This window comes from Paenibacillus sp. Soil766 (genome assembly GCF_001428105.1).
Classification (GTDB): domain Bacteria; phylum Bacillota; class Bacilli; order Paenibacillales; family NBRC-103111; genus Paenibacillus_E.
Genome location: NZ_LMSJ01000036.1, coordinates 26071 through 46720, shown reverse-complemented (window position 1 = coordinate 46720; position 20650 = coordinate 26071). Strand labels below are relative to the sequence as shown.

At 46.7% G+C, this 20650-nt stretch carries 16 protein-coding genes; all 16 read left to right on the top strand.

All coding sequences use genetic code 11. From position 1 onward, the window contains the following. Positions 1-63: 63 nt before the first annotated feature. On the top strand, positions 64-1371 hold the full coding sequence (locus tag ASG89_RS26115) for an ABC transporter substrate-binding protein (RefSeq protein ID WP_057313953.1): 1308 nt from the start codon (positions 64-66) through the stop codon (positions 1369-1371). A gap of 111 nt (positions 1372-1482) precedes the next feature. Next, a complete protein-coding gene (locus tag ASG89_RS26110; RefSeq protein ID WP_057313952.1) occupies positions 1483-2361 on the top strand; it encodes a carbohydrate ABC transporter permease in 879 nt (292 codons plus the stop codon). Continuing rightward, positions 2358-3182 carry a carbohydrate ABC transporter permease gene (locus ASG89_RS26105; RefSeq protein ID WP_057313951.1) on the top strand — a complete coding sequence of 275 codons (825 nt, stop codon included), beginning with the start codon at positions 2358-2360 and terminating at the stop codon, positions 3180-3182. Before ASG89_RS26110 ends, ASG89_RS26105 begins: the two co-directional genes overlap by 4 nt. 49 nt (positions 3183-3231) lie before the next feature. Continuing rightward, positions 3232-6282 (top strand): glycoside hydrolase family 2 TIM barrel-domain containing protein, encoded by a 3051-nt coding sequence (locus tag ASG89_RS26100; protein WP_057313950.1) that lies wholly within the window; start codon positions 3232-3234, stop codon positions 6280-6282. Positions 6283-6453: 171 nt separating this feature from the next. Next, positions 6454-8076: a response regulator gene (locus ASG89_RS26095; protein WP_057313949.1), complete on the top strand. Its 1623-nt coding sequence runs from the start codon at positions 6454-6456 to the stop codon at positions 8074-8076. Next, positions 8073-9866 carry a sensor histidine kinase gene (locus tag ASG89_RS26090; RefSeq protein WP_057313948.1) on the top strand — a complete coding sequence of 598 codons (1794 nt, stop codon included), beginning with the start codon at positions 8073-8075 and terminating at the stop codon, positions 9864-9866. The genes ASG89_RS26095 and ASG89_RS26090 overlap by 4 nt, the downstream gene beginning before the upstream one ends. 16 nt (positions 9867-9882) lie before the next feature. Further along, complete coding sequence (locus ASG89_RS26085; RefSeq protein WP_057313961.1) at positions 9883-10863, top strand: substrate-binding domain-containing protein; 981 nt, start codon at positions 9883-9885, stop codon at positions 10861-10863. A gap of 157 nt (positions 10864-11020) precedes the next feature. Continuing rightward, positions 11021-11929 carry a hypothetical protein gene (locus tag ASG89_RS26080; protein WP_057313947.1) on the top strand — a complete coding sequence of 303 codons (909 nt, stop codon included), beginning with the start codon at positions 11021-11023 and terminating at the stop codon, positions 11927-11929. Further along, positions 11926-12318, top strand: coding sequence for a DUF3905 domain-containing protein (locus ASG89_RS26075; protein ID WP_057313946.1), 393 nt, complete (start codon positions 11926-11928; stop codon positions 12316-12318). The genes ASG89_RS26080 and ASG89_RS26075 overlap by 4 nt, the downstream gene beginning before the upstream one ends. Before the next feature lie 130 nt (positions 12319-12448). Further along, complete coding sequence (locus tag ASG89_RS26070) at positions 12449-12886, top strand: BrxA/BrxB family bacilliredoxin (protein ID WP_057313945.1); 438 nt, start codon at positions 12449-12451, stop codon at positions 12884-12886. 972 nt (positions 12887-13858) lie between these two features. Next, on the top strand, positions 13859-14668 hold the full coding sequence (nadE, locus tag ASG89_RS26060; RefSeq protein ID WP_057313943.1) for an ammonia-dependent NAD(+) synthetase: 810 nt from the start codon (positions 13859-13861) through the stop codon (positions 14666-14668). A gap of 206 nt (positions 14669-14874) precedes the next feature. Continuing rightward, positions 14875-15207, top strand: coding sequence for a BlaI/MecI/CopY family transcriptional regulator (locus ASG89_RS26055; protein WP_063868163.1), 333 nt, complete (start codon positions 14875-14877; stop codon positions 15205-15207). Further along, positions 15204-16676, top strand: a complete 1473-nt coding sequence (locus ASG89_RS26050) for a M56 family metallopeptidase (protein WP_057313941.1) — start codon at positions 15204-15206, stop codon at positions 16674-16676. The genes ASG89_RS26055 and ASG89_RS26050 overlap by 4 nt, the downstream gene beginning before the upstream one ends. Positions 16677-16947: 271 nt before the next feature. Beyond that, a complete protein-coding gene (locus tag ASG89_RS26045; protein ID WP_057313960.1) occupies positions 16948-17916 on the top strand; it encodes an ABC transporter permease in 969 nt (322 codons plus the stop codon). 24 nt (positions 17917-17940) lie between these two features. Next, positions 17941-18828, top strand: a complete 888-nt coding sequence (locus tag ASG89_RS26040; protein ID WP_057313940.1) for a carbohydrate ABC transporter permease — start codon at positions 17941-17943, stop codon at positions 18826-18828. Positions 18829-18918: 90 nt separating this feature from the next. Next, the gene (locus ASG89_RS26035) at positions 18919-20622 is read left to right on the top strand and encodes an extracellular solute-binding protein (protein ID WP_057313939.1); all 1704 of its coding nucleotides are present in this window, start codon (positions 18919-18921) and stop codon (positions 20620-20622) included. Positions 20623-20650: the final 28 nt, after the last annotated feature.

Genomic DNA, 20650 nt, shown 5'->3' with positions numbered 1-20650 from the left:
GCCCAAATGATATTATTTATAAGTAAGCACTTACAACAATATAAGATCATCAAGGGGGATCACATGAAGAAGAAAATTTCTACGGTTTTACTTGCAAGTTTTATGCTATTGACAGCATGTTCAAGTAACTCGCCAGACTCGACATCAACTACTACTCCTAGCGGCGGTGCTGCAAGCACTAGTAAGGAAATTACAGTTTGGGCATGGGATAAGAACTTTAATATCGCAGCGATGAACCTAGCGAAAGACGCGTATGCGAAAGACCATCCTGATGTGAAAATCAATGTTGTTGAATATGCACAAGATGACATTATTCAAAAGATGAACACGGGACTAAACTCCGGTTCAAAGTCAGGCCTGCCGAATGTTGTATTGATTGAAGATTACCGTGCACAAGGCTTTCTGAAAACATATCCAGATTCATTTGCAGACTTGTCCGCATCCATTAAGGCTTCGGATTTCGCTGAATACAAATTAGGTCCTACAAGCTTGAACGGTAAACAATACGGTGTACCATTCGACTCAGGCGTAACTGGTCTATACGTACGTAAAGATTATTTGGAACAAGCAGGCTATAAGGTCGATGATCTCAAAAATATTGACTGGCAGAAATTCATTGAAGTTGGTAAAGCGGTTAAAGCAAAAACGGGTAAAGATTTGCTGACACAGGATCCAAATGATCTTGGTCTAGTCCGTATGATGATTCAATCCGCTGGCGCTTGGTATCTGAAAAGTGACGGTACTACGCCGGATCTGAAAGACAACGCAGTGTTGAAGGAAGCTTTCGAGACTTACAAAGAAATCATGAACGCAAATATTGTTAAAATCAACTCGGATTGGAACTCTTTCCTAGCTGGTTTCAATAGCGGTGCTGTGGCTTCAGTTCCGACAGGTAACTGGATTACACCATCGATTAAATCACAAGCTGATCAATCTGGTAAATGGGCGGTAGTTCCTTTCCCTAAATTGAAAAACACAGCAACTTCGGTTAACGCATCTAACCTTGGAGGAAGCTCCTGGTATGTGTTAAACAGTACAGGTAAAGATACGGCTGCTGATTTCCTTGCAAAAACGCTCGGTTCTGATGTGAATTTGTATCAAAAATTAGTGACAGACGTAGGGGTTGTCGGAACATATAAACCTGCTGCGCAAGGTGAAGCTTACACGAAAGCCGATGATTTCTTCGGAGGTCAGAAGGTGATTTCTGATTTCGCAACATGGACGGCTCAAATTCCTAAAGTCAACTATGGTCTGCATACGTATGCGATTGAAGATATTCTCAAAGTTGAGATGCAAAATTACCTGAAAGGCAAAGACATTGCGAAAGTATTCGGCGATGCTCAGTCCCAAGCAGAGTCCCAACTTAAGTAAGTTTCTCTTCCCATTAACCTATGGAACGCTGACCTCTGAATTGCGATGTATGCAAAGCAGGGGACAGCGTTTCGATTTTTTATCGTAAATGATAGGAAGGATTTGAATCTAATGAACTACTCGATGCGTAGCCGTGCAAAGCTTACGGGATGGCTGTTTATCGCTATTGCTGTATTGATGATTTGTTTGTTTTACTTTTATCCAATGATTCAGGCATTGCTGCTTTCCTTTAAAACAGGCGCGGGTGCTAATCTACATTTCAATGGGATAAGCAACTATAAGCGGCTCTTTAGCGATAAGACATTCATCACTGCCGTTAAGAATACATTTATCTATTTGATTATTCAGGTGCCGGTCATGATCATTCTGTCGATGATGATTTCCGTCATGTTGAATGATAGCAAGCTTCGTTTCAAAGGGTTTTTCCGTACAGCTATTTTCTTGCCTTGCGTAACTTCACTTGTTGCCTACTCGGTTGTTTTCAAATACTTGTTTGGCAACGATGGTTTGATCAATATGGCTTTAATTAAGATTCACTTGATTTCACAGCCCATCGCATGGATTTCCGATCCTTTTTGGGCGAAAATTACGATTATCCTTGCCATTACATGGCGCTGGACAGGATATAATATGATTTTTTTCCTTTCCGCTTTGCAGAACATTGATAGCTCTATTTATGAAGCAGCACGTATTGACGGAGCATCTCCGATCAAACAGTTTTTCTTTATTACATTTCCAATGCTTAAGCCTATTGTTCTCTTCACGTCCATTACCTCGACGATTGGTACGCTGCAATTGTTCGATGAGATTATGAATATTACGAAGGGTGGCCCAGGTAATGCTACCCTCTCCATATCGCAATACATTTACAATCTTTCCTTTAAATACACACCTGATTTTGGCTATGCAGCAACAGTTTCCTACTCGGTTGTTGTCATGATCATTGTGTTATCTGTCCTTCAAATCAAATTGGCGGGTGATAAAAAATGATAGCTCTAAGACGTTCAATCATCTATATCTTCCTTGCGGCTGTGGCGATTATATCTATATTTCCATTCCTGTGGATGGTCATTAGTTCCACGAATCTATCTGTGGACGTTACGCAGGGCAGAATGTTACCAGGATCGCATTTTATGGATAATTTCCATAAATTGACAGAATCGATTAATCTCGTTCCCGCACTTTGGAATTCCTTGAAGATCTCGTTAACGACAACCATCTTGGCCTTGTTGGTAGCATCGCTGGCAGGATATGCCTTTGAAATTTATCAGAGCAAAGCCAAGGATATCGTGTTCAATCTACTGCTTGTCTCCATGATGATTCCGTTCGCAGCGTTGATGGTGCCGCTTTACCAAATGTTTTCCAGCCTATCGAGTGCGATTCCGGTAATCGGGATCAACACGATGAACGCGGTTGTTCTTCCGACATTTACGACAGCTTTTCTCATTTTCTTCTTCCGTCAAAGCACGAAAATGTTTGCGAGGGAGCTTCTAGAAGCTGGGCGGATCGATGGATTGACCGAATTAGGGTTGTTCTTCCGCGTATATATGCCGACGATGAAAACGACGTATTCAGCTGCCGCTATCATTACCTTTATGTCGAGCTGGAACAATTACTTGTGGCCGTTGATCGTCTTGCAAACACCGGAGAAACGAACAATTCCTTTGTTGATTTCCAATTTGGGCTCGAGTTATTCACCGGATTTTGGGGTGATCATGACGGCTATTGTCATCTCAACACTGCCGACAGCACTCGTATTTTTCTTAATGCAAAAACAATTTGTCGCCGGTATGGTAGGTTCTGTAAAATAGTGTGTAAATCAAGACCCTTCGTGGGTCTTATTTTTCGGGAGGCATATAAATGAAACATTCGGTACCTAGCCTGGATTGGCTTCAAGATGTACAGGTATTCAAAGTGAACCGGCTGGAAGCCCATTCGGATCATCGCTATTACGATGCTATGGCGTCTGCGGAGGCAGGCGCACCTATGGCTATGCGACATAGCTTGAACGGGCGATGGCAGTTCAACTACGCGGTTAATCCCGCAAGTCGTGTGCAGTCTTTTTATCAAATGGATTATAACTGCAGCGCTTGGCAGCATATCCAGGTGCCTGGTCATATCCAGCTTCAAGGCTGGGGACAACCGCAATATGTCAACACGATGTATCCGTGGGATGGGGTAGAGGCGCTTCGCCCTCCTCACATTTCGCAAGAGCATAATCCAGTTGGCTCCTATGTGAAAAATTTTGAATTGCCGGAAACGATGATTGGCAAGCCTGTCTATATTTCCTTTCAAGGCGTTGAAACGGCCTTCTATGTGTGGCTTAACGGCGAATTTATCGGTTACAGTGAAGATAGCTTTACGCCTGCCGAGTTTGACTTAACGCCGCATATTCGTGAAGGTGAGAATAAACTGGCTGTTGAAGTCTATCAGCGAAGCACAGGAAGCTGGTTGGAAGATCAGGATTTCTGGCGGATGTCGGGTATTTTCCGTGAGGTGTACTTGTATACGGTACCTAAAGTGCATGTATGGGATATGCGTGTGAAGGCAGATTTAGATGATACCTATGAGCAAGGGCTGCTTGAAATTGAGCTCAAGCTTCGCAATGAGTATGCCGAATCCATCCGCGCTAAGCTTGAATTAAAGGATGCTGAAGGGCTTATTATTCTCTCCGAAGAGGGTGAATTCAGCAAGGGTAATCTGATCTTCAACCTTTCTGCAGGTACTGTTCAGCCCTGGAGTGCGGAAAGCCCTTATCTATATGCCGCGTGTATCTCGATTTACGATGAGAGCGGAAATGTCGTGGAAGCCATCGTTCAGAAGACGGGGTTCCGCCGGTTTGAAATGAAAGACAAGCTGATGTGCATCAATGGGAAGCGCATTGTTTTCAAAGGTGTCAATCGACATGAATTTAACTCCCGCAGCGGACGTGCGATTACGAAGCAGGATATGTTGTGGGATATTCAAACGCTGAAGCGCAGTAACATTAATTCGGTCCGCACGTCTCATTATCCGAACCAGACGCTATGGTACGAACTTTGTGATGAGTACGGGGTCTATGTCATAGATGAAATGAATTTAGAGACGCATGGCTCATGGCAAAAGATGGGCGCTGTCGAACCTTCTTGGAATATTCCAGGTAATGATATGGGGTGGCAAGACATCGTCATGGACCGGGCGATTTCGATGGTGGAGCGGGATAAGAATCATCCGTCGATTCTCATTTGGTCTTGCGGGAATGAATCGTATGCTGGCCAAGTTATTCTAAATGTATCCAACTATTTCCGTGAGACGGATCCTACGCGACTCGTTCACTATGAAGGTGTTTTCTACGATCGCACTTATGGAGCGACTAGCGACATGGAAAGCCGCATGTATGCGAAGCCAGCGGATATTGAGGCGTATCTCAATAGCCAGCCGGATAAGCCGTACATTAGCTGCGAATACATGCACGCGATGGGGAATTCCGTCGGAGGCCTTCATAAATATACAGAGCTTGAGAACAAATATCCGATGTATCAAGGCGGCTTTATTTGGGATTATATCGATCAGGCAATTGTGAAAAAGGATCGAAATGGCCGTGAGTTTTTGGCGTACGGCGGGGATTTCAAAGATCGTCCAACCGATTACAGCTTCTGCGGCAATGGTCTAGTGTTTGCTGATCGTCAAATTACACCTAAAATGCAGGAAGTTAAATTCCTGTATCAAAATATCAAGCTGGAACCAACCCGAACTCATATTAACATCGTGAACGAGAATTTATTTGCGAACACAGATGATTTGGTGCTTGTGTACCGTCTGTACCATGAGGGGAAAGAAATTAGCGCTGGAGAAGCAAATATTGAAGTCGAGGCTCAGAGTGAATTCAGTCTGCCAATCGAATTGCCGAATGTAGATGGAACGCCAGGTGAGTACTGCATTCAAGCTTCTTTAGTTCTAAGAGAAGCTACATTATGGGCTGATGCTGGATTTGAGACTACGTTTGGTGAAATGACGTTCGTGGTACAAGCCAGCCGTCAGAATGAGCAGCCTGCTGGCGAAGTCGTCGTCGTTGAGGGCGATGTCAATATGAGCGTGACTGGTAAAGGCTTCACCGCTATTTTCTCGAAACAGGTAGGATCGCTCGTTTCGTTGAAATACGAGGGCCGCGAAATGATCGCTACGCCGCCTGCGCCTTTATTCTGGCGGGCTACCACGGATAATGACAAAGGGACGGCAATGAGCTTTACGGCCGGAGCTTGGTATGCCGCCAGCCTAGCGCGCAAATGCGTCAAATGGGAGCTGCTTCAAGATCAAGGTTCAGCAACGGTCATTTTTGATTACAAATTCAGCATTAGCGCTGATGTGACAGTTCGCATTGCTTATACGGTATTAGCGAATGGAACGATTTGTGTGAATACGCAGTACAAGGGTGCCGCGGGTCTGCCGAATTTGCCGATACTCGCTGTATCGTTCAAGATGTCTGCGGATTATAGTCAATCCGAGTGGTATGCGATGGGACCTGAAGAAAACTATATCGACCGCAATTTCGGTGCTCGCTTAGGCGTATTCAGCCGTCAGGTGGATCAATTGCCTACGCCTTATTTGGTTCCGCAGGAATCAGGCAACCGTACGGGCGTACGCCGTGTGAATGTGACAGATGAGTCTGGTATCGGTCTATCGATTCAGTCAGATCCACTAGCACCGGTAGAATGCAACTTGTCTCCATATACGGCATTTGAACTTGAACATGCGGACCATGCCTTTGAACTGCCAGATGTTCATTACACGGTTGTTACCGTTGCTGGGAAACAAATGGGTGTTGGTGGGGATGACAGCTGGGGGGCACCTGTTCATGAAGAATATCAGATTCCAGCGGATCAGGAGATTCAATTTGAATTCTTCTTGTCTAGTCATAACGTACCTTCCTAAGCATAGTAGAAGTTCTGGGAAATAAGTATACAAGCGATAGGGGCTGCCATTGTGCAGCCTCTTTTGTGTGCTTGTCAGTGCATCGACTAGGGAGCATGCATTGCCAGTTACTAGGACTGCTGTGTACAATATATATAGAGCCTAATTCGATTTCGCTAGAGGTGAACCGAGATGTATACAATCATCATGATCGATGATGAGGATGAAGTCAGAGAAGGCATCAAGAAGAAGACGAACTGGGAAGCTTGCGGCTTCCAGCTGGTTGGCGATTATGATAATGGCCGAGACGCTTATGAAGCGGTCGAGCGGTTGCAGCCAGATGTCGTCATTACGGATATTAATATGCCGTTCATGGACGGACTTCAGCTCACGGAGCGGATTGTCGCGAAGTATCGCACGATCAAAGTCGTCATTGTAACCGGTTACGAGGATTTTGACTATGCGAAGCAAGCGATTAAGCTGAAGGTCAAAGACTATTTGCTAAAGCCGATCAATAGTGCTGAATTCACGGAATTCCTGCAGAAGCTATGTCTTGAGCTGGATGAGGAGCGCAAGCAGCGTGAGGACATCACATTCCTTCGCCACCAATTTCAAGAGAGCATGCCTTTGCTGCGTGAGCGTTTTTTGGAACGGCTGGTCACATCCGGCATGCGGAAAGAAGAGATCGAGAGGAAGCTCCCGATGTTTGGCCTGCATTTAGAGGGCTCCGGATCGGGGCATACCGTGCTGGCACTCGATATTGATGATTTTGGGAGGGAGCTGTACAGCGACCAAGTGGCAGAAGAGGAGCTGCTGCGATTTGCGGCTTTTAATATTTTGCATGAAATTGTGGAGAAGGAGCATGGCGGTGCAGTTTTTCGGACTCGTGATGATAAGCTTGTCGGGCTTGTTTCGGGCACAGAGGAGCGGGGCGAGGTCATCTGTCAAACGCTGGCCGAACAGGCGAGATATAGTATTGAGAAGTATTTGGGCATGACGGTCACGGTCGGCATTAGCCGCATGTGTGAGGGACTGCAGGAGCTGCCGAAGGCATTTCAGGAAGCGCTTACGGCATTGGATTATCGCTTTATGCTGGGGAATAATCGCATCATAGCGATTGGAGATATGGAGTTCGGGAGCAGTCAAGATAACACGAGCTATTTGCGTACAGAGAAGAGACTGATCGCAGCGATCAAAATAGGTGAAAAGACAGCCATCACGAACACGCTACAGGAGTGGATTGACGATTTGAAGAAGTCGGCGTGCCCGATGGAATCTTGCTACGGCAAGCTGCACAAACTTCTCGTCGCCCTGATGAATGCCGGGGTGGAGACGGGGCTGGATGGGGATGACGTGCTAGGTGATCACTCGTTCATGGAACTCTACACGCGCAAAACATTAGACGATGTACGGCTTTGGCTAGAAGCCATTTGTTTAGCCTTCGTAGACCGGCTGGCAGAGAAGCGTACCCATGTGTCGGGGGCGCAGTTGGAGTCGGCTGTTGCCTATATCCATGAGCATTATGGCGATGAGCAGCTTTCGCTGCAGCAGGTATGCAGTCATATCTATATGAGCATGAGTTATTTCAGCGCCCTATTTAAGCCGCATACGGGGGAGACCTTCATTGAGTATGTGACCCGATACCGATTGGAAAAGGCCAAGGAAATGCTAGCCACCACACAGCTCAAAACATATGAGCTTGCCGCGAAGGTAGGTTATGGGGATCCGCAGTATTTTAGTGTCATCTTCAAAAGACATATAGGGATGACCCCGAAGGAGTTCAGAGCCGCTAACAAGGCTGGGCTGAGCTTATGAGAAGTCTATACAATGCCTTTCAATTCAAAAGCATTCATACGAAGTTCGCGTTGGCCTTTTCTTGTTTAATTTTATGTACAACCGCGATTCTCAGCTATAGCGCCTATCGTCTCTCGACGGTTGCTGTAACAGATGCCTCACTGACATATACGAATCAACTAATGGAGCAAGTGAATAAGAACATCCAAACTTACATTGGCAATATGGAGAGTATCTCTACCCTATCTTTGAGCAACACAGATCTGAAGCAATATCTCTCATGGAAAAATCCACAGGAAGCCGAAGCGCAGCAGTTGGAACACCAGATCAGCAGCTATTTCAGCACGATCGTTGCATCGCGAAATGATATCGCTTCCATTATGTTCATCGGTTCGAATGGTGCTGTTGTATCAGATCGAGTGTCACCCGAGTTTAAGCCCTATGCCGAGCTGATATCACAGGAATGGTACACACAAGCGAGCCGGAGCAAGGGGGATATCGTCATCTCCTCCTCTCATGTGCAGCATGTGTATCAAGATGAATATAAATGGGTCGTTTCGATCTCGAAACAGATGCCAAGTCCACAATCAGGCGGCGCAAGCGGGGTGCTGCTCGTTGACCTGAACTTTAACCTCATAAATGATTTGTGCAATCAAATTCAGTTGGGTCAGCGGGGGTACGTATTCATCCTCGATCAGAGCGGCGATCTTATTTATCATCCTCAGCAGCAACTGCTTTATTCGGGCTTGAAATCCGAGGATATCCGGGCATTGATGCAGTCTCAGGATAGCACTTTCGAGACGGTGGCCACGGATGAAAATAAGATTTATACCGTACGCACAACGAGCTTTGGTTGGAAAATGATTGGCGTAACCTATGCCGGTGACCTCAGCGGGAACAAAAAAGAGATGCAGCTGACCTCCGCCATGTGGGGAGGGATTGCGCTTATTATAGCGCTGGCGATTTCGATTTGGCTGTCGATCACGCTGACCAAACCGATCAAACAGCTCGAAGTGCACATGAAGCAAGTGGAGAAGGGGAACTTCGACATTCGTGTCGATGTGGAAGGTGCCAACGAGATCAGTAAACTGTCACGGACGTTTAATCTGATGATTAGCAAAATCAAAGAGCTGATGAGCCAGACCGTACTGGATCAGGAAGTCAAACGGATTAGCGAGCTGAAGGCTTTGCAGGCGCAGATTCAGCCTCATTTCTTATATAATACGCTGGATTCGATTATTTGGATGGCTGAGATGGGGAAAGTCGATGATGTGGTGACGATGACCTCTGCCTTGTCCAAGTTGCTGCGTTCAAGCATTAGCAAAGGGGAGGAACTCGTCCCTATCCGTGTGGAATTGGCCCATATTGAGAACTATTTAACGATACAAAATATCCGTTACCGCAATAAATTTACGTACGACATCGAGGTGGAATCGGATCTATTGGAGGATCGCAGCTTGAAAATCGTACTGCAGCCGCTCGTCGAAAATGCCATCTATCATGGCATGAAGCATTTGGCAGAAAGCGGGCATATCCGCATAACGGGGCGGAAGCGGGACGGTGTCATCGAGTTGAAGGTCATGGATAACGGCGTTGGCATGAGTGAGGAGCAGTTAAAAGCTGTAAGACAGAAGACGACGCATCAATCGCAATCAGGTAAAGGTTTCGGTTTGCACAATGTGAATCACCGCATTCAGCTGTATTTTGGGGAGCTGTACGGATTGCAATTTGAAAGCGAACTTGAAGAGGGGACGACAGTCACGCTTACGTTCCCAGTCATGCCGCCAGTTCCAGATCAAAGTGGAGGCTAGAAGTGAGGTGATTTTTATGAAAATTAGAGTGAGTGCTGTTGTGATTACATTTGCTGCTGCTGTTAGTCTAATCGGGGGATATCTGATCTATGTAAACCATTTCGGTGCTAAAAATAATTCGATTATTGTGATCCCTAAGACCATTGATCCACATGTGGAATTCTGGCAGGTACTGAATCAGGGCGTACTTGCAGCCGCGAAGGAGTATAATGCAGAGATTAAGATTATGGGAACCGCGGCGGAATCACAGATTGAGGAACAGATTAAGCTGGTGGAACAAGCGATAGCGGAGAAGCCGAAGGCAATTGTCCTGGCGGCGACCGACTACAATCGATTAGTTCCTGTTGCTCAGCGTGTGATAGATGCAGGGATTACGTTGATTACGGTCGATTCGGGTCTTGCGGGCGGCGTTTCAGAGAGCTTTATTGCAACGGATAATTACGCGGCAGGGCGCAAAGCGGTGGAAACGATGAAGGGCTATGTGAAGGGGCCTGCAACCTATGCCATCGTTAGCTTTGTGAAAACCTCGACCACCCAGATGGATCGCGAAAATGGGGTGCGGGATAGCTTGAAGAGTGATGCTTCCGTTAAACTGCTAGATTCGTTGTATAGTAACGGGTCGGAGGACAAGGCGTATGAGCAAACGAAGGAGCTGCTTAGTGAGCATTCCGACATCCGCGGCATATTCGGGTTAAATGAGGTGTCGACCATTGGTGCTGCGAGAGCTCTGAAGGAGTTGGACCCCGATCGCAACATTAAACTTGTAGGCTTCGACAGCTCGATGAATGAGATTTCCTTTCTCGAAGCGGGAATTCTGCAGGGGACGATTGTTCAGAAGCCTTTTAACATGGGATACCTCGCTGTCAAAACTGCCCTCCAAGCGCATCGCGGCGAAACGGTTAAACGGATGATGGATACGGGCTCTGAGGTCATCACCAAGGAGAATATGTATACGAATGAGAATCAGAAGTTGTTGTTTCCTTTTGTCGGGAAATAGGATGGGGACAACGAACGCTGAAGATCGATCATCAGTAAGTTCGAGGGTTTTAGACAAACGTTCACGCTCTTCTGCATAATTTCCCAGGAAATAGTAAGCGTTTTGTCGAAAGTTAAGCACATTAATGTTACATGGTAAAGGAAAATGGAGGTCACCTATGCCTGAAGTGGTACAAATCGGACCATTGCAATTGCAAGGGCAATTAGTCGCGTTGTTGTTGGCGTGTGTGCTTGGGTTTTGGCTGATGCGGCGAGTATTACGGCAATGGAATCGGGTAGAGTCGGAAGTGCCTGAAGTGCCGGCTGCTGGGGTAGCTGTTAAAGGAATGGATGATCTGATTCTGAGCGGTGTCCTCATCGTGTTCTTTACTTGGCGTTTGGGTAGTCTGCTGACGCAGCCATCCTTGCTATGGGAGAGCCCGATGAAGCTGCTTTTGACAGCAGGCTCCAAGATGGAGATCGTAGCAGGCATCGTACTAGCGTATATCTATTTATCGTATCAGGTGCGTAAGCATGGTATTGCTTGGCGAGTTTTACTGGACTTGCTCGCGATCGGTGCTGCGTCAGCGTTGTTCCTTTATGCGGCGTTGACGCCTTCTTTCGGGCTGCCAACCCAGTTGCCTTGGGGGATTGGCGTAGAAGGCACCGTGTCGAGGTTTCATCCCCATCACGCGTACCTAGCGATCTTATTGGTGCCATTACTGGTGTGGCAGCAGCTGTGGACAGCTCGCTCTACAACGGTTCTAGGAACCGGCATGCTGCTGAAATACTCCTTGTTTTATGGCGGTGCTGCGGGGATGGTTGCGAGCTTTTTTGCGTTGTCGGAGCATACCGCGGTGTATCTCACCCCTGGGCAGTTAGTGAATCTACTCATGTTGATTATTGGAATGAACCTCCCTATTTTGTCACATACTACGGGCAGAAGGGAGCTGATGGATATGAGTCAGAATGATTCTAAAACGCAAATCCAGCAAGAACAGCAAAACCAAGAACGTGCCAAATCACCTGCGGGTAAAGAGGGCTATGTCGATAAAAAACTGGACGGTCCCAACCGCCCATCCACATGAGTCAGGACAATAAGAAGTCGACCAAATCAGCCCAGGACCAGAGCGAGCTCGATCCGTTTGAGATTGATTTTCTGCCGCAATTTGAGCAGGGGCGAGGCCCGCGAACGCCGTTTGTGAATGAGTATGGGGTTACGATCGGTGATCATGATTATGAATCCGATAATTCCCCTCTGGAGCAATGGACGTCGGATACGAACCCCGAAGTCATGGCGGGAGACCAATGGGTGCATCCCTTTAAGGATGTCGGGTTCCAAAGTGCCCAGAATCGGGAGATTTTTGAAGAGGGCGTCGCGCCGCAAAGCGGGATTTTTACCCATGCGGATAAGAATGTGGCCGCTGTGACGGACGAAGCTACGACAAGTAAAAAGAATGATGAAGCGGAAGCCTAACAGCTTTCGCTTTATTTCTATGCCATGCAGCTGGGACATTGGACTTTGCTTTCATCGCCAACGGATGTATAATATAAGTTATAGTCATTACGTTTTAAGAGTAACTATTAAATCCTAAGGGGTGGCACATATGGCAATGTCTTTTGATTCATACATGAAAGATATGGTTAAACCGATGAGAGAAGATTTGACTCGTCTGGGTATTACGGAGCTTCTGACTCCTGAGCAAGTAGAGGAAGCAATTGAGAAATCCAAGGATGGCACGATGCTGCTTGTCGTGAACTCCGTTTGTGGCTGTGCAGCTGGTCAATGTCGTCCAGGTGTTGCGAAAGCCCTTCAGAACGAAATTGTACCAACGTACACATACACCGTGTTCGCGGGTCAAGAGAAGGATGCTACGGCCAAAGCGCGTGAATTCTTGGCGCCATACCCGCCATCATCCCCATCCATCGCGTTGTTCAAGAACGGTGAGCTAGCTCACTTCATTCAACGCCACCAAATCGAAGATCGTTCCGCGGATATGATCGCTGGCGATTTGATTGGTGCTTTTGAGCAATATTGCAAATAATATTGTTAGGCAACATAGAAGCCCTACCTGCCAATGAGCAGGTGGGCTTTTTATATTCGGCTTGCACGCTATTCCTAGCGAGATAAAGCAAGTCTCGAACACGCAAGTCGAAAAAATCGACTTACGGAGTGCGAAAGCCCAGGTCTCGTTAAGAGCAAGTCGAAAAAATCGACTTACGGACTGCAAGAGCCCAGGTCCCGCTCCCGCAAGTCGAAAAAATCGACTTACGGAGTGCGAAAGCCCAGGTCCCGCTCACGCAAGTCGAAAAAATCGACTTACGGASTGCGAAAGCCCAGGTCCCGCTCCCGCAAGTCGAAAAAATCGACTTACGGAGTGCGAAAGCCCAGGTCCCGCTCCCGCAAGTCGAAAAAATCGACTTACGGAGTGAGAAAGCCCAGGTCTCGCTCCCGCAAGTCGAAAAAATCGACTTACGGAGTGAGAAAGCCCAAGTCCTGCTCCCGCAAGTCGAAAAAATCGACTTACGGACTGCGAAAGCCCAGGGTCTCGCTCWCGCAAGTCGAAAAAATCGACTTACGGACTGCGAAAGCCCAGGTCTCGCTCCCGCAAGTCGAAAAAATCGACTTACAGACTGCGAAAGCCCAGGTCCCGCTCCCGCAAGTCGAAAAAATCGACTTAGAGAGTGCGAAAGCCCAGTTCACGCTCCCGCAAGTCGAAAAAATCGACTTACAGACTGCGAAAGCCCAGGTCCCGCTCCCGCAAGTCGAAAAAATCGACTTACGGACTGCGAAAGCCCAGGTCCCGCTCCCGCAAGTCGAAAAAATCGACTTACGGAGTGCGAAAGCCCAGGTCTCGTTAACGCAAGTCGAAAAAATCGACTTACGGACTGCGAAAGCCCTGTCGCCAATTTTCGGTGGGACCGTGGATTACACTTTGAAATTTAAAGGCTATAAGTCTATACTAATGCTTAAAGAAGGCATTATTCCAAAATTTAGATAAAAGGTGGAGAGTTGCATGAGCTTGCAAACAGAAATCATCGCGAAACTTGGCGTTAAACCTGAAATTGATATTGACGAAGAGATCCGTAAACGTGTGGATTTCCTGAAAAATTACGTGCTTGGCGCGCACGCGAACGGCCTGCTGATCGCGATCAGCGGCGGTATTGACAGTGCGGTAGCGGCAGGGCTATGTAAGCAAGCTACAGACGAGCTGACAGCGGAAAAAGGCAAAGAATACAAAACCGTCGGCGTGTTCCAGCCTTATGGGCAGCAAGTCGACATCGAGGATAGCTACGCTGTAGCGAAAGCCTTCGATTTGAAATATCAAATCGAGAACAACATCGAAGAGTCCGTCGACGAGATTGCCATCGAAGTCGAGTACGGACTCAAGCATATCGGCGTGCACCAGCACGTGAGCCGTGGCGGCAAAGGCAACATCAAGGCGCGTACACGCATGGTCATGCAGTATGCCTTGGCTTTCGAGCTGGGCTTGATCGTCGTAGGCACGGATCATGCCTCTGAAGCGATCACCGGCTTCTTCACGAAGTACGGTGACGGTGCCGTTGACATTACGCCGCTGAGCACGCTGAATAAGCGGCAAGTGCGTTCACTAGCGGCGAAGATCGGCGTGCCGCAAAGCGTGCTGGACAAAGCCCCGACAGCCGGGCTTTGGGATGGGCAAACCGACGAGGACGAGCTCGGTATCACCTACGGTGATAACAGCGACTACCTCGAAGGCAAGCAAATCGATCCAGCTGTGCAAGATAAGCTGGAGAAGCAGTACATGAAAACGGAGCATAAACGTATCCCGATTCCAGGGATTTAGGGTTTACGGCAAGTTGTAGGCAATCTGCCTGAGAAGAGACCATCCATGTTTAATGTGGATGGTCTTTTCTCTTTTCTCAAACGACGCAGCTTGACATATTTGGATTACAATTGTAATATTCAAGTTGTATTACAGTTGTAATCCAGTTGAAAGGAGGAAACGAAGTGAAGACGGTCCCTCATATTACGGATGCGGAATGGGAAGTTATGAAGGTACTCTGGAACGAATCACCACGCACGGCGAATGAGGTTATTGATGCCATGCAGGAGCGGACAGAGTGGAAGCCCAAGACGATTCGAACCTTATTGAACAGGTTAGCACAGAAAGATGCGATATCGTTTACGCAAGAGAACAGAGTGTACGCTTATTTCCCTTTGGTTTCTGAGGGAGAGTGTGTGAAGTCGGAGACGAACTCTTTTCTGAAAAGAATTTATGGCGGGGCATTTAAGCCGATGCTTGTTAATTTTTTGAAAGAGGAGCAGTTGTCAGAGGAAGACATCAAGGAGTTAAAAGACATGCTAGACGGTAAACGCAAATGAGTGAACTTCTTACGGGTTTTTTTGATTGGATCCTATCGGTATCGATCATGGCGACCATTACAGTTGTGTTCATCATGCTGATTCAGCGCATCTTGCATAAACGGATAAAACCTAGATGGCACTATCTCATGTGGTTGTTGGTGCTTGTAAGACTGCTCCTGCCTTGGCACCTCGAGAGCAATTTAAGTATTTATAATTGGTTATCCTACCCTGATACTATTCACGAACTCGATTCAGCAGTAGAAATAGGAACGCAAGAGGAATTGGCAGTTGGTGACTCATTGGCGAATATTTTATATAAATATGCCATGTACGTATGGGTGCTTGGAATCATTCTATTTGCGATATATACATTCGTGATCAACCGTAAATTTGCGCTGAAAGTAACGAAAGAAATAAGACCAATAACAGACATCGGCATAGTACAGTTATTCGCTCAGAGTAGGCAGCTAATGTCGATACATAAACCGGTCACATTAGTGATATCTGACAAATTGTCGATGCCAACATTATTTGGATTCAGGAATCCCTGTTTAATAATACCGCAGTCGGTAATTAATAGTTTAAATCATGAGCAATTACGGCATGTTTTTCTACATGAATTGGCACATTGCAAACGAAATGATATTGGCGTCAATTGGGTGATGCAATTTCTATTGATTATTCATTGGTTCAACCCTGTACTTTGGTACGCGCATCAACGGATGCGTGAAGACCAGGAGATTGCAAGCGATGCTTTAGCCCTTTCTTATATAGAGCCAGCAAAGAGAGAGGAGTACGGATATACCCTCATTCAATTATTAGAAAGCTATGTCCGTCCTGTAAGTGTGCCAGGCAATGTTCATTTATCTGGAAACAAGTCACAGTTAAAGAGGAGAATTATGATGATAAAACAGTTTCAATTTAATTCGTATCGCTGGTCGTTCCTTGGTTTGGCTGCCGTTGTCATTATTAGTGGTTGTTCATTGACGAATGCTAGTGTCGATAAGAAATCAGCATCTGAATCAAATCCACCAATTGTTGATCAAAAGACAACCGAGACAAGCTCGTTAACAACGGGCACGGATAAAAATAACACAGCAGCAACCGTAGATGAAACTAAGGTTGCTGACGTTGTCGTGACACCAACCACTCCGACGGTAGAGTCAAGTCCAGCGCCAACACTAACACCAGCGCCCGCCCAAGTAGTGGAGGGATCAAGGTCGGAAGCTGCAGCAGCCCAAGCAACGGAGGGATCAAGATTAGTACCTACGGCTGCACCAGCAGCTGAGAGGTCAAGATCAGCACCTGCGGCTGTCCCAGCAGCTGAGGGGTCAAGATTAGCACCTGCAGCTGCACCAGCAGTGGAGAGGTCAAGATCAGCACCAGCAGCAGCCCAAGCAGCTGAGGGCTCAAGATCAGCACCTGCTGCTGTCCCGGCAGTGAGAGAGTTAACAGCAACACCGACAGCTGCTCCTGTAGCGGAGTAAACCTAATTGAAGAAGACCCGAGGTGAAATTATGCCTTGGGTCTTTTTTCGTGTGGCACGCTGGTTGTTCATTGAGCCGGGGGCGTTGGTAGTAGAAGTTTGTTTGTTTGTTTGTTTGTTTGTTTGTTTGTTTGTCTGTCAGGATGCACCACACACCCAAAAAATAGTAACCATAGCTGAAATTTGAAGCCTTACATCAGCAAATGAGAACGCCTATAATGAGAAAAGTGAAAGTGCTTACAAGGAAGAAGACACAGGAGGTGCAGCCAGAAATGAAGACGGAGACGGACATCGCCACTCCGAATCACAAGTCAGTCCCCTTCCGCAGGTCAGCGTCAAGGCTGCTCCGCATCGCGTACGCACAGCGATATTTGCAGGTCATGGCACTGCTGGGCGTCGCATGGATGATCATTTTTCACTATGTCCCCATGTATGGGATTATCATTGCCTTTAAGGATTTCAATATTGTGAAACCCATATCCGCTGCACCTTGGGCGGGGCTGGAGCATTTCAAGGCTTTTCTGGAAGATGACAATTTGGCCAGCGTCATTAAGAATACCGTGGGGATGAGTGTTCTCAAGCTCGTCATAGGCTTTCCACTTCCCATCGTGTTCGCTTTATTTCTGAATGAACTCCGATCTATCCGTTTTAAGAAGCTGGTGCAAACCATTTCCTACTTACCCCACTTCTTATCTTGGGTTATTCTCGGTGGCATACTCGCCACTTGGTTAGCTGACGTTGGCCTAGTGAACAAGCTCCTCTTGGCACTCCATATCATCCAAGAGCCTATCAGCTACTTGGCAGAACCTTCGTATTTCTGGAGTATTATCGTCACCTCAGATATATGGAAGGAACTTGGCTGGTCGGCGATTATCTATCTCGCTGCGATGTCCGGTGTATCACCGGATATGTATGAGGCGGCAACGATCGATGGGGCAGGACGTTTTCAGAAAATGTTCTATGTAACGCTTCCTTCAATTAAAGGAACGATCACGATCCTGTTCATTCTGTCTGTGAGTGGTATTCTGAACTCCAACTTTGATCAAATTCTGGTACTCAAAAACCAACTGAACGCCAGTGCCAGCAACGTGATTGATGTGTATGTGTATGAAGTAGGTCTTCGTCAGAGCCGATTCTCCTATGCTACGGCGGTTGGTTTGATTAAGTCGCTCATTTCACTCCTGCTGCTGCTTTCGGCGAATTTCATTACCAAGCGGCTCAACAACACGTCGCTATTTTAAACCTAGGCTAGGAGGTAGCCAATCATGATCTCCCTGAATCGCAGAACCTACAAAGAGGCTGCATTCGATCATTTCAACTTTATATTCATGCTAGTCATCTGCTTCGTAACCATCTATCCGATCTGGTACGTGCTCGTCAACTCCTTCAATGAAGGGAATGACGCCATGCGAGGGGGGATCTACTGGTGGCCACGGGTGTTCAGCATCGACAGCTATAAGGCGGTTTTTGCGAATAATGGCATCATGCTAGCCATGGGAGTCACCGTAGCGAAAACGTTGATAGGCACTGTCGTTCACGTCCTTTTTACAGCGATGGTTGCCTACGCATTTTCCCGCAAAGAGTTAATCGGCCGCAACGTCTACATGCTGATCGGTACAGTTACCTTATTTTTCAGCGGAGGCTTAATTCCGTATTACTTGTTGATCCGAGATTTAGGGATGCTAGACAGCTTCCTGGTGTATATCATTCCGGCGATGTTCAGCTTTTTTGATCTTATTATATTCTTATCCTTCTTCAGAGAAATTCCAGACGCACTAGAGGAAGCCGCCAAAATTGATGGTGCGAATGATTTCAAAATCTTTTACCAAATTATTCTGCCGGTGTCCATGCCCGTCGTGGCTACGATTGCCCTCTTTCACGGCGTCTACCAATGGAATGACTACTTTACCGGGATGATTTATATTAACAAAAGCGAGCTTCAACCGATTCAGACGTATCTCTATCGGGTTGTTGCGCAGTCCAGCTCCAATCAAATGATGGCAGCAACGACGGGAAGTGTGGCGAAGACGGTATCTTCTCAGTCGATTAAGCTCGCAACGATGGTTGTGACCACATTGCCCATTGTGTTGGTCTATCCGTTCTTACAGAAGTATTTTGTAAAAGGTTTTATGATTGGCTCGATTAAAGGCTAGTCATACGAAGCATCACGCCATATAGGTGGCCAACTCTGTTCAAGACAGAGATTGCACATATGATAATGAATCCGAAAAGGGGAAACGCCAATGAGGAAACCACGCAAATCGCTAATGACCTTGCTTGCTTTATTTACAGCTTTTTCAATAACCGCCTGTACCACAGATAAAGAGACCAACAGCAGCACCACTAGCCCTGAGGCTACAAAAGCAGCTGAAACCGCTGCAGCACATTCCGCTGCTCCTGTGGCGAATGCGAATGATCCAGGTTGGAAATCCGATACGAAGCCGATTACGTTCGATTGGTACCTTAACTTTTCTTGGTTTCCTAATAAATGGGGCGTTGATGCCACTTCGCAATACATTACCAAGAAAACCGGTGTGAATATCAACTTTATCGTCCCTGCGGGCAATGAGAATGAGAAGCTGAATACGATGATCGCTTCTGGGAAGTTGCCTGATTTTATCACGCTGGGCTGGTATGAAGATGCTGTGAAAAAGATGATTGAAGGCAATATGGTGCTTCCACTGAATGAGCTTGCCAAACAGTATGATCCTTATTTTATTAAGGTGGCTGATCCGGCTAAAACATCGTGGTATACACAGAAAGATGGCAATTTCTACGGATATCCGAATGCTTCCTCCTCCTCCGAGGATTATAAGAAGTACGGGCAAAACTTCGTATCTAATCAAACATTCCTAGTTCGCAAAGATATGTATGAGGCGATCGGCAAGCCGGATATGAGAACACAAGAAGGGTTCTTGAACGCGCTCAAAGCTGCGAAAGAGAAGTTTCCTGATGTGAACGGTCAGCCGCTGATTCCGCTAGGTTTGCATGAGTTCGGAGACTTAGGGAATAGTTCACTTCTGGATGCTGGTCAAAATGGTTCCATGCTGCAGAATTTCTTAGCGATTCCGTACGAAAAAGATAATAAGCTCTACGATCGTTCCACAGATCCAGAGTTCGTAAGCTGGCTCAAAACGTTCCGTAAAGCCAATGAAATGGGCTTGCTGGCTAAAGATATTTTTATCGATAAGCGACCTCAAATGGAAGAAAAGATTGCGCAAGGCCGTTATTTTGCCATGTTGTATCAACGTTCTGACTTAGCGAATCAAAATATTTCCCTGTACCAAAAAGATCCGAACAAAGTTTACATTGCCGTAGATGGTCCAGCGAATGCTGCAAAAAGCCCGCCAACCCTAGCAGGTCCTGGTATCTCCGGTTGGACAGTAACCTTGATTTCCAAAGACGTCAAAGATAAAGCAAGAGCAATTAAATTCTTGAGCTATCTCATTAGTGAAGAAGGCAACAAAGATCTGTACCTGGGTGAAAAAGGCGTCAGCTATGACACGATCAATGGTAAGGATCAATTTAAGCCAGAAGTGCTGGATCTGATGAATAAAGACCGGGCTGCTTTTGATAAAAAATACGGCTCCTCCTACACCTTCTGGATGCTGATGGATACGAACATGAACTTGCAATGGGCGCCGCCTAGTGTGGAACCGATCAAACAACCTGAAGAGTGGACGAAAGGCAAGTCGAAGAGCTTCTCGCAGTACGATAACATTGTTCCTACAGGGACATCAGAAGAGGGAATTGCCAATACGAAAATTGCCCAGGCGTGGGGCAAAACACTTCCGAAGCTGCTGTTAGCCAAGACGGATGCTGAATTCGATCAGCTGTTTGATAAATACCAAAAAGATCGGCAGGCAGCTGGACTGGATAAAGTGAAGGCTTACCAACAAAAAGAATTTGAATCGAACACGAAGAAAATTGCCGCATCTGCGAAGTAATCCGATATGATGACCTGAGAGCCCGAAT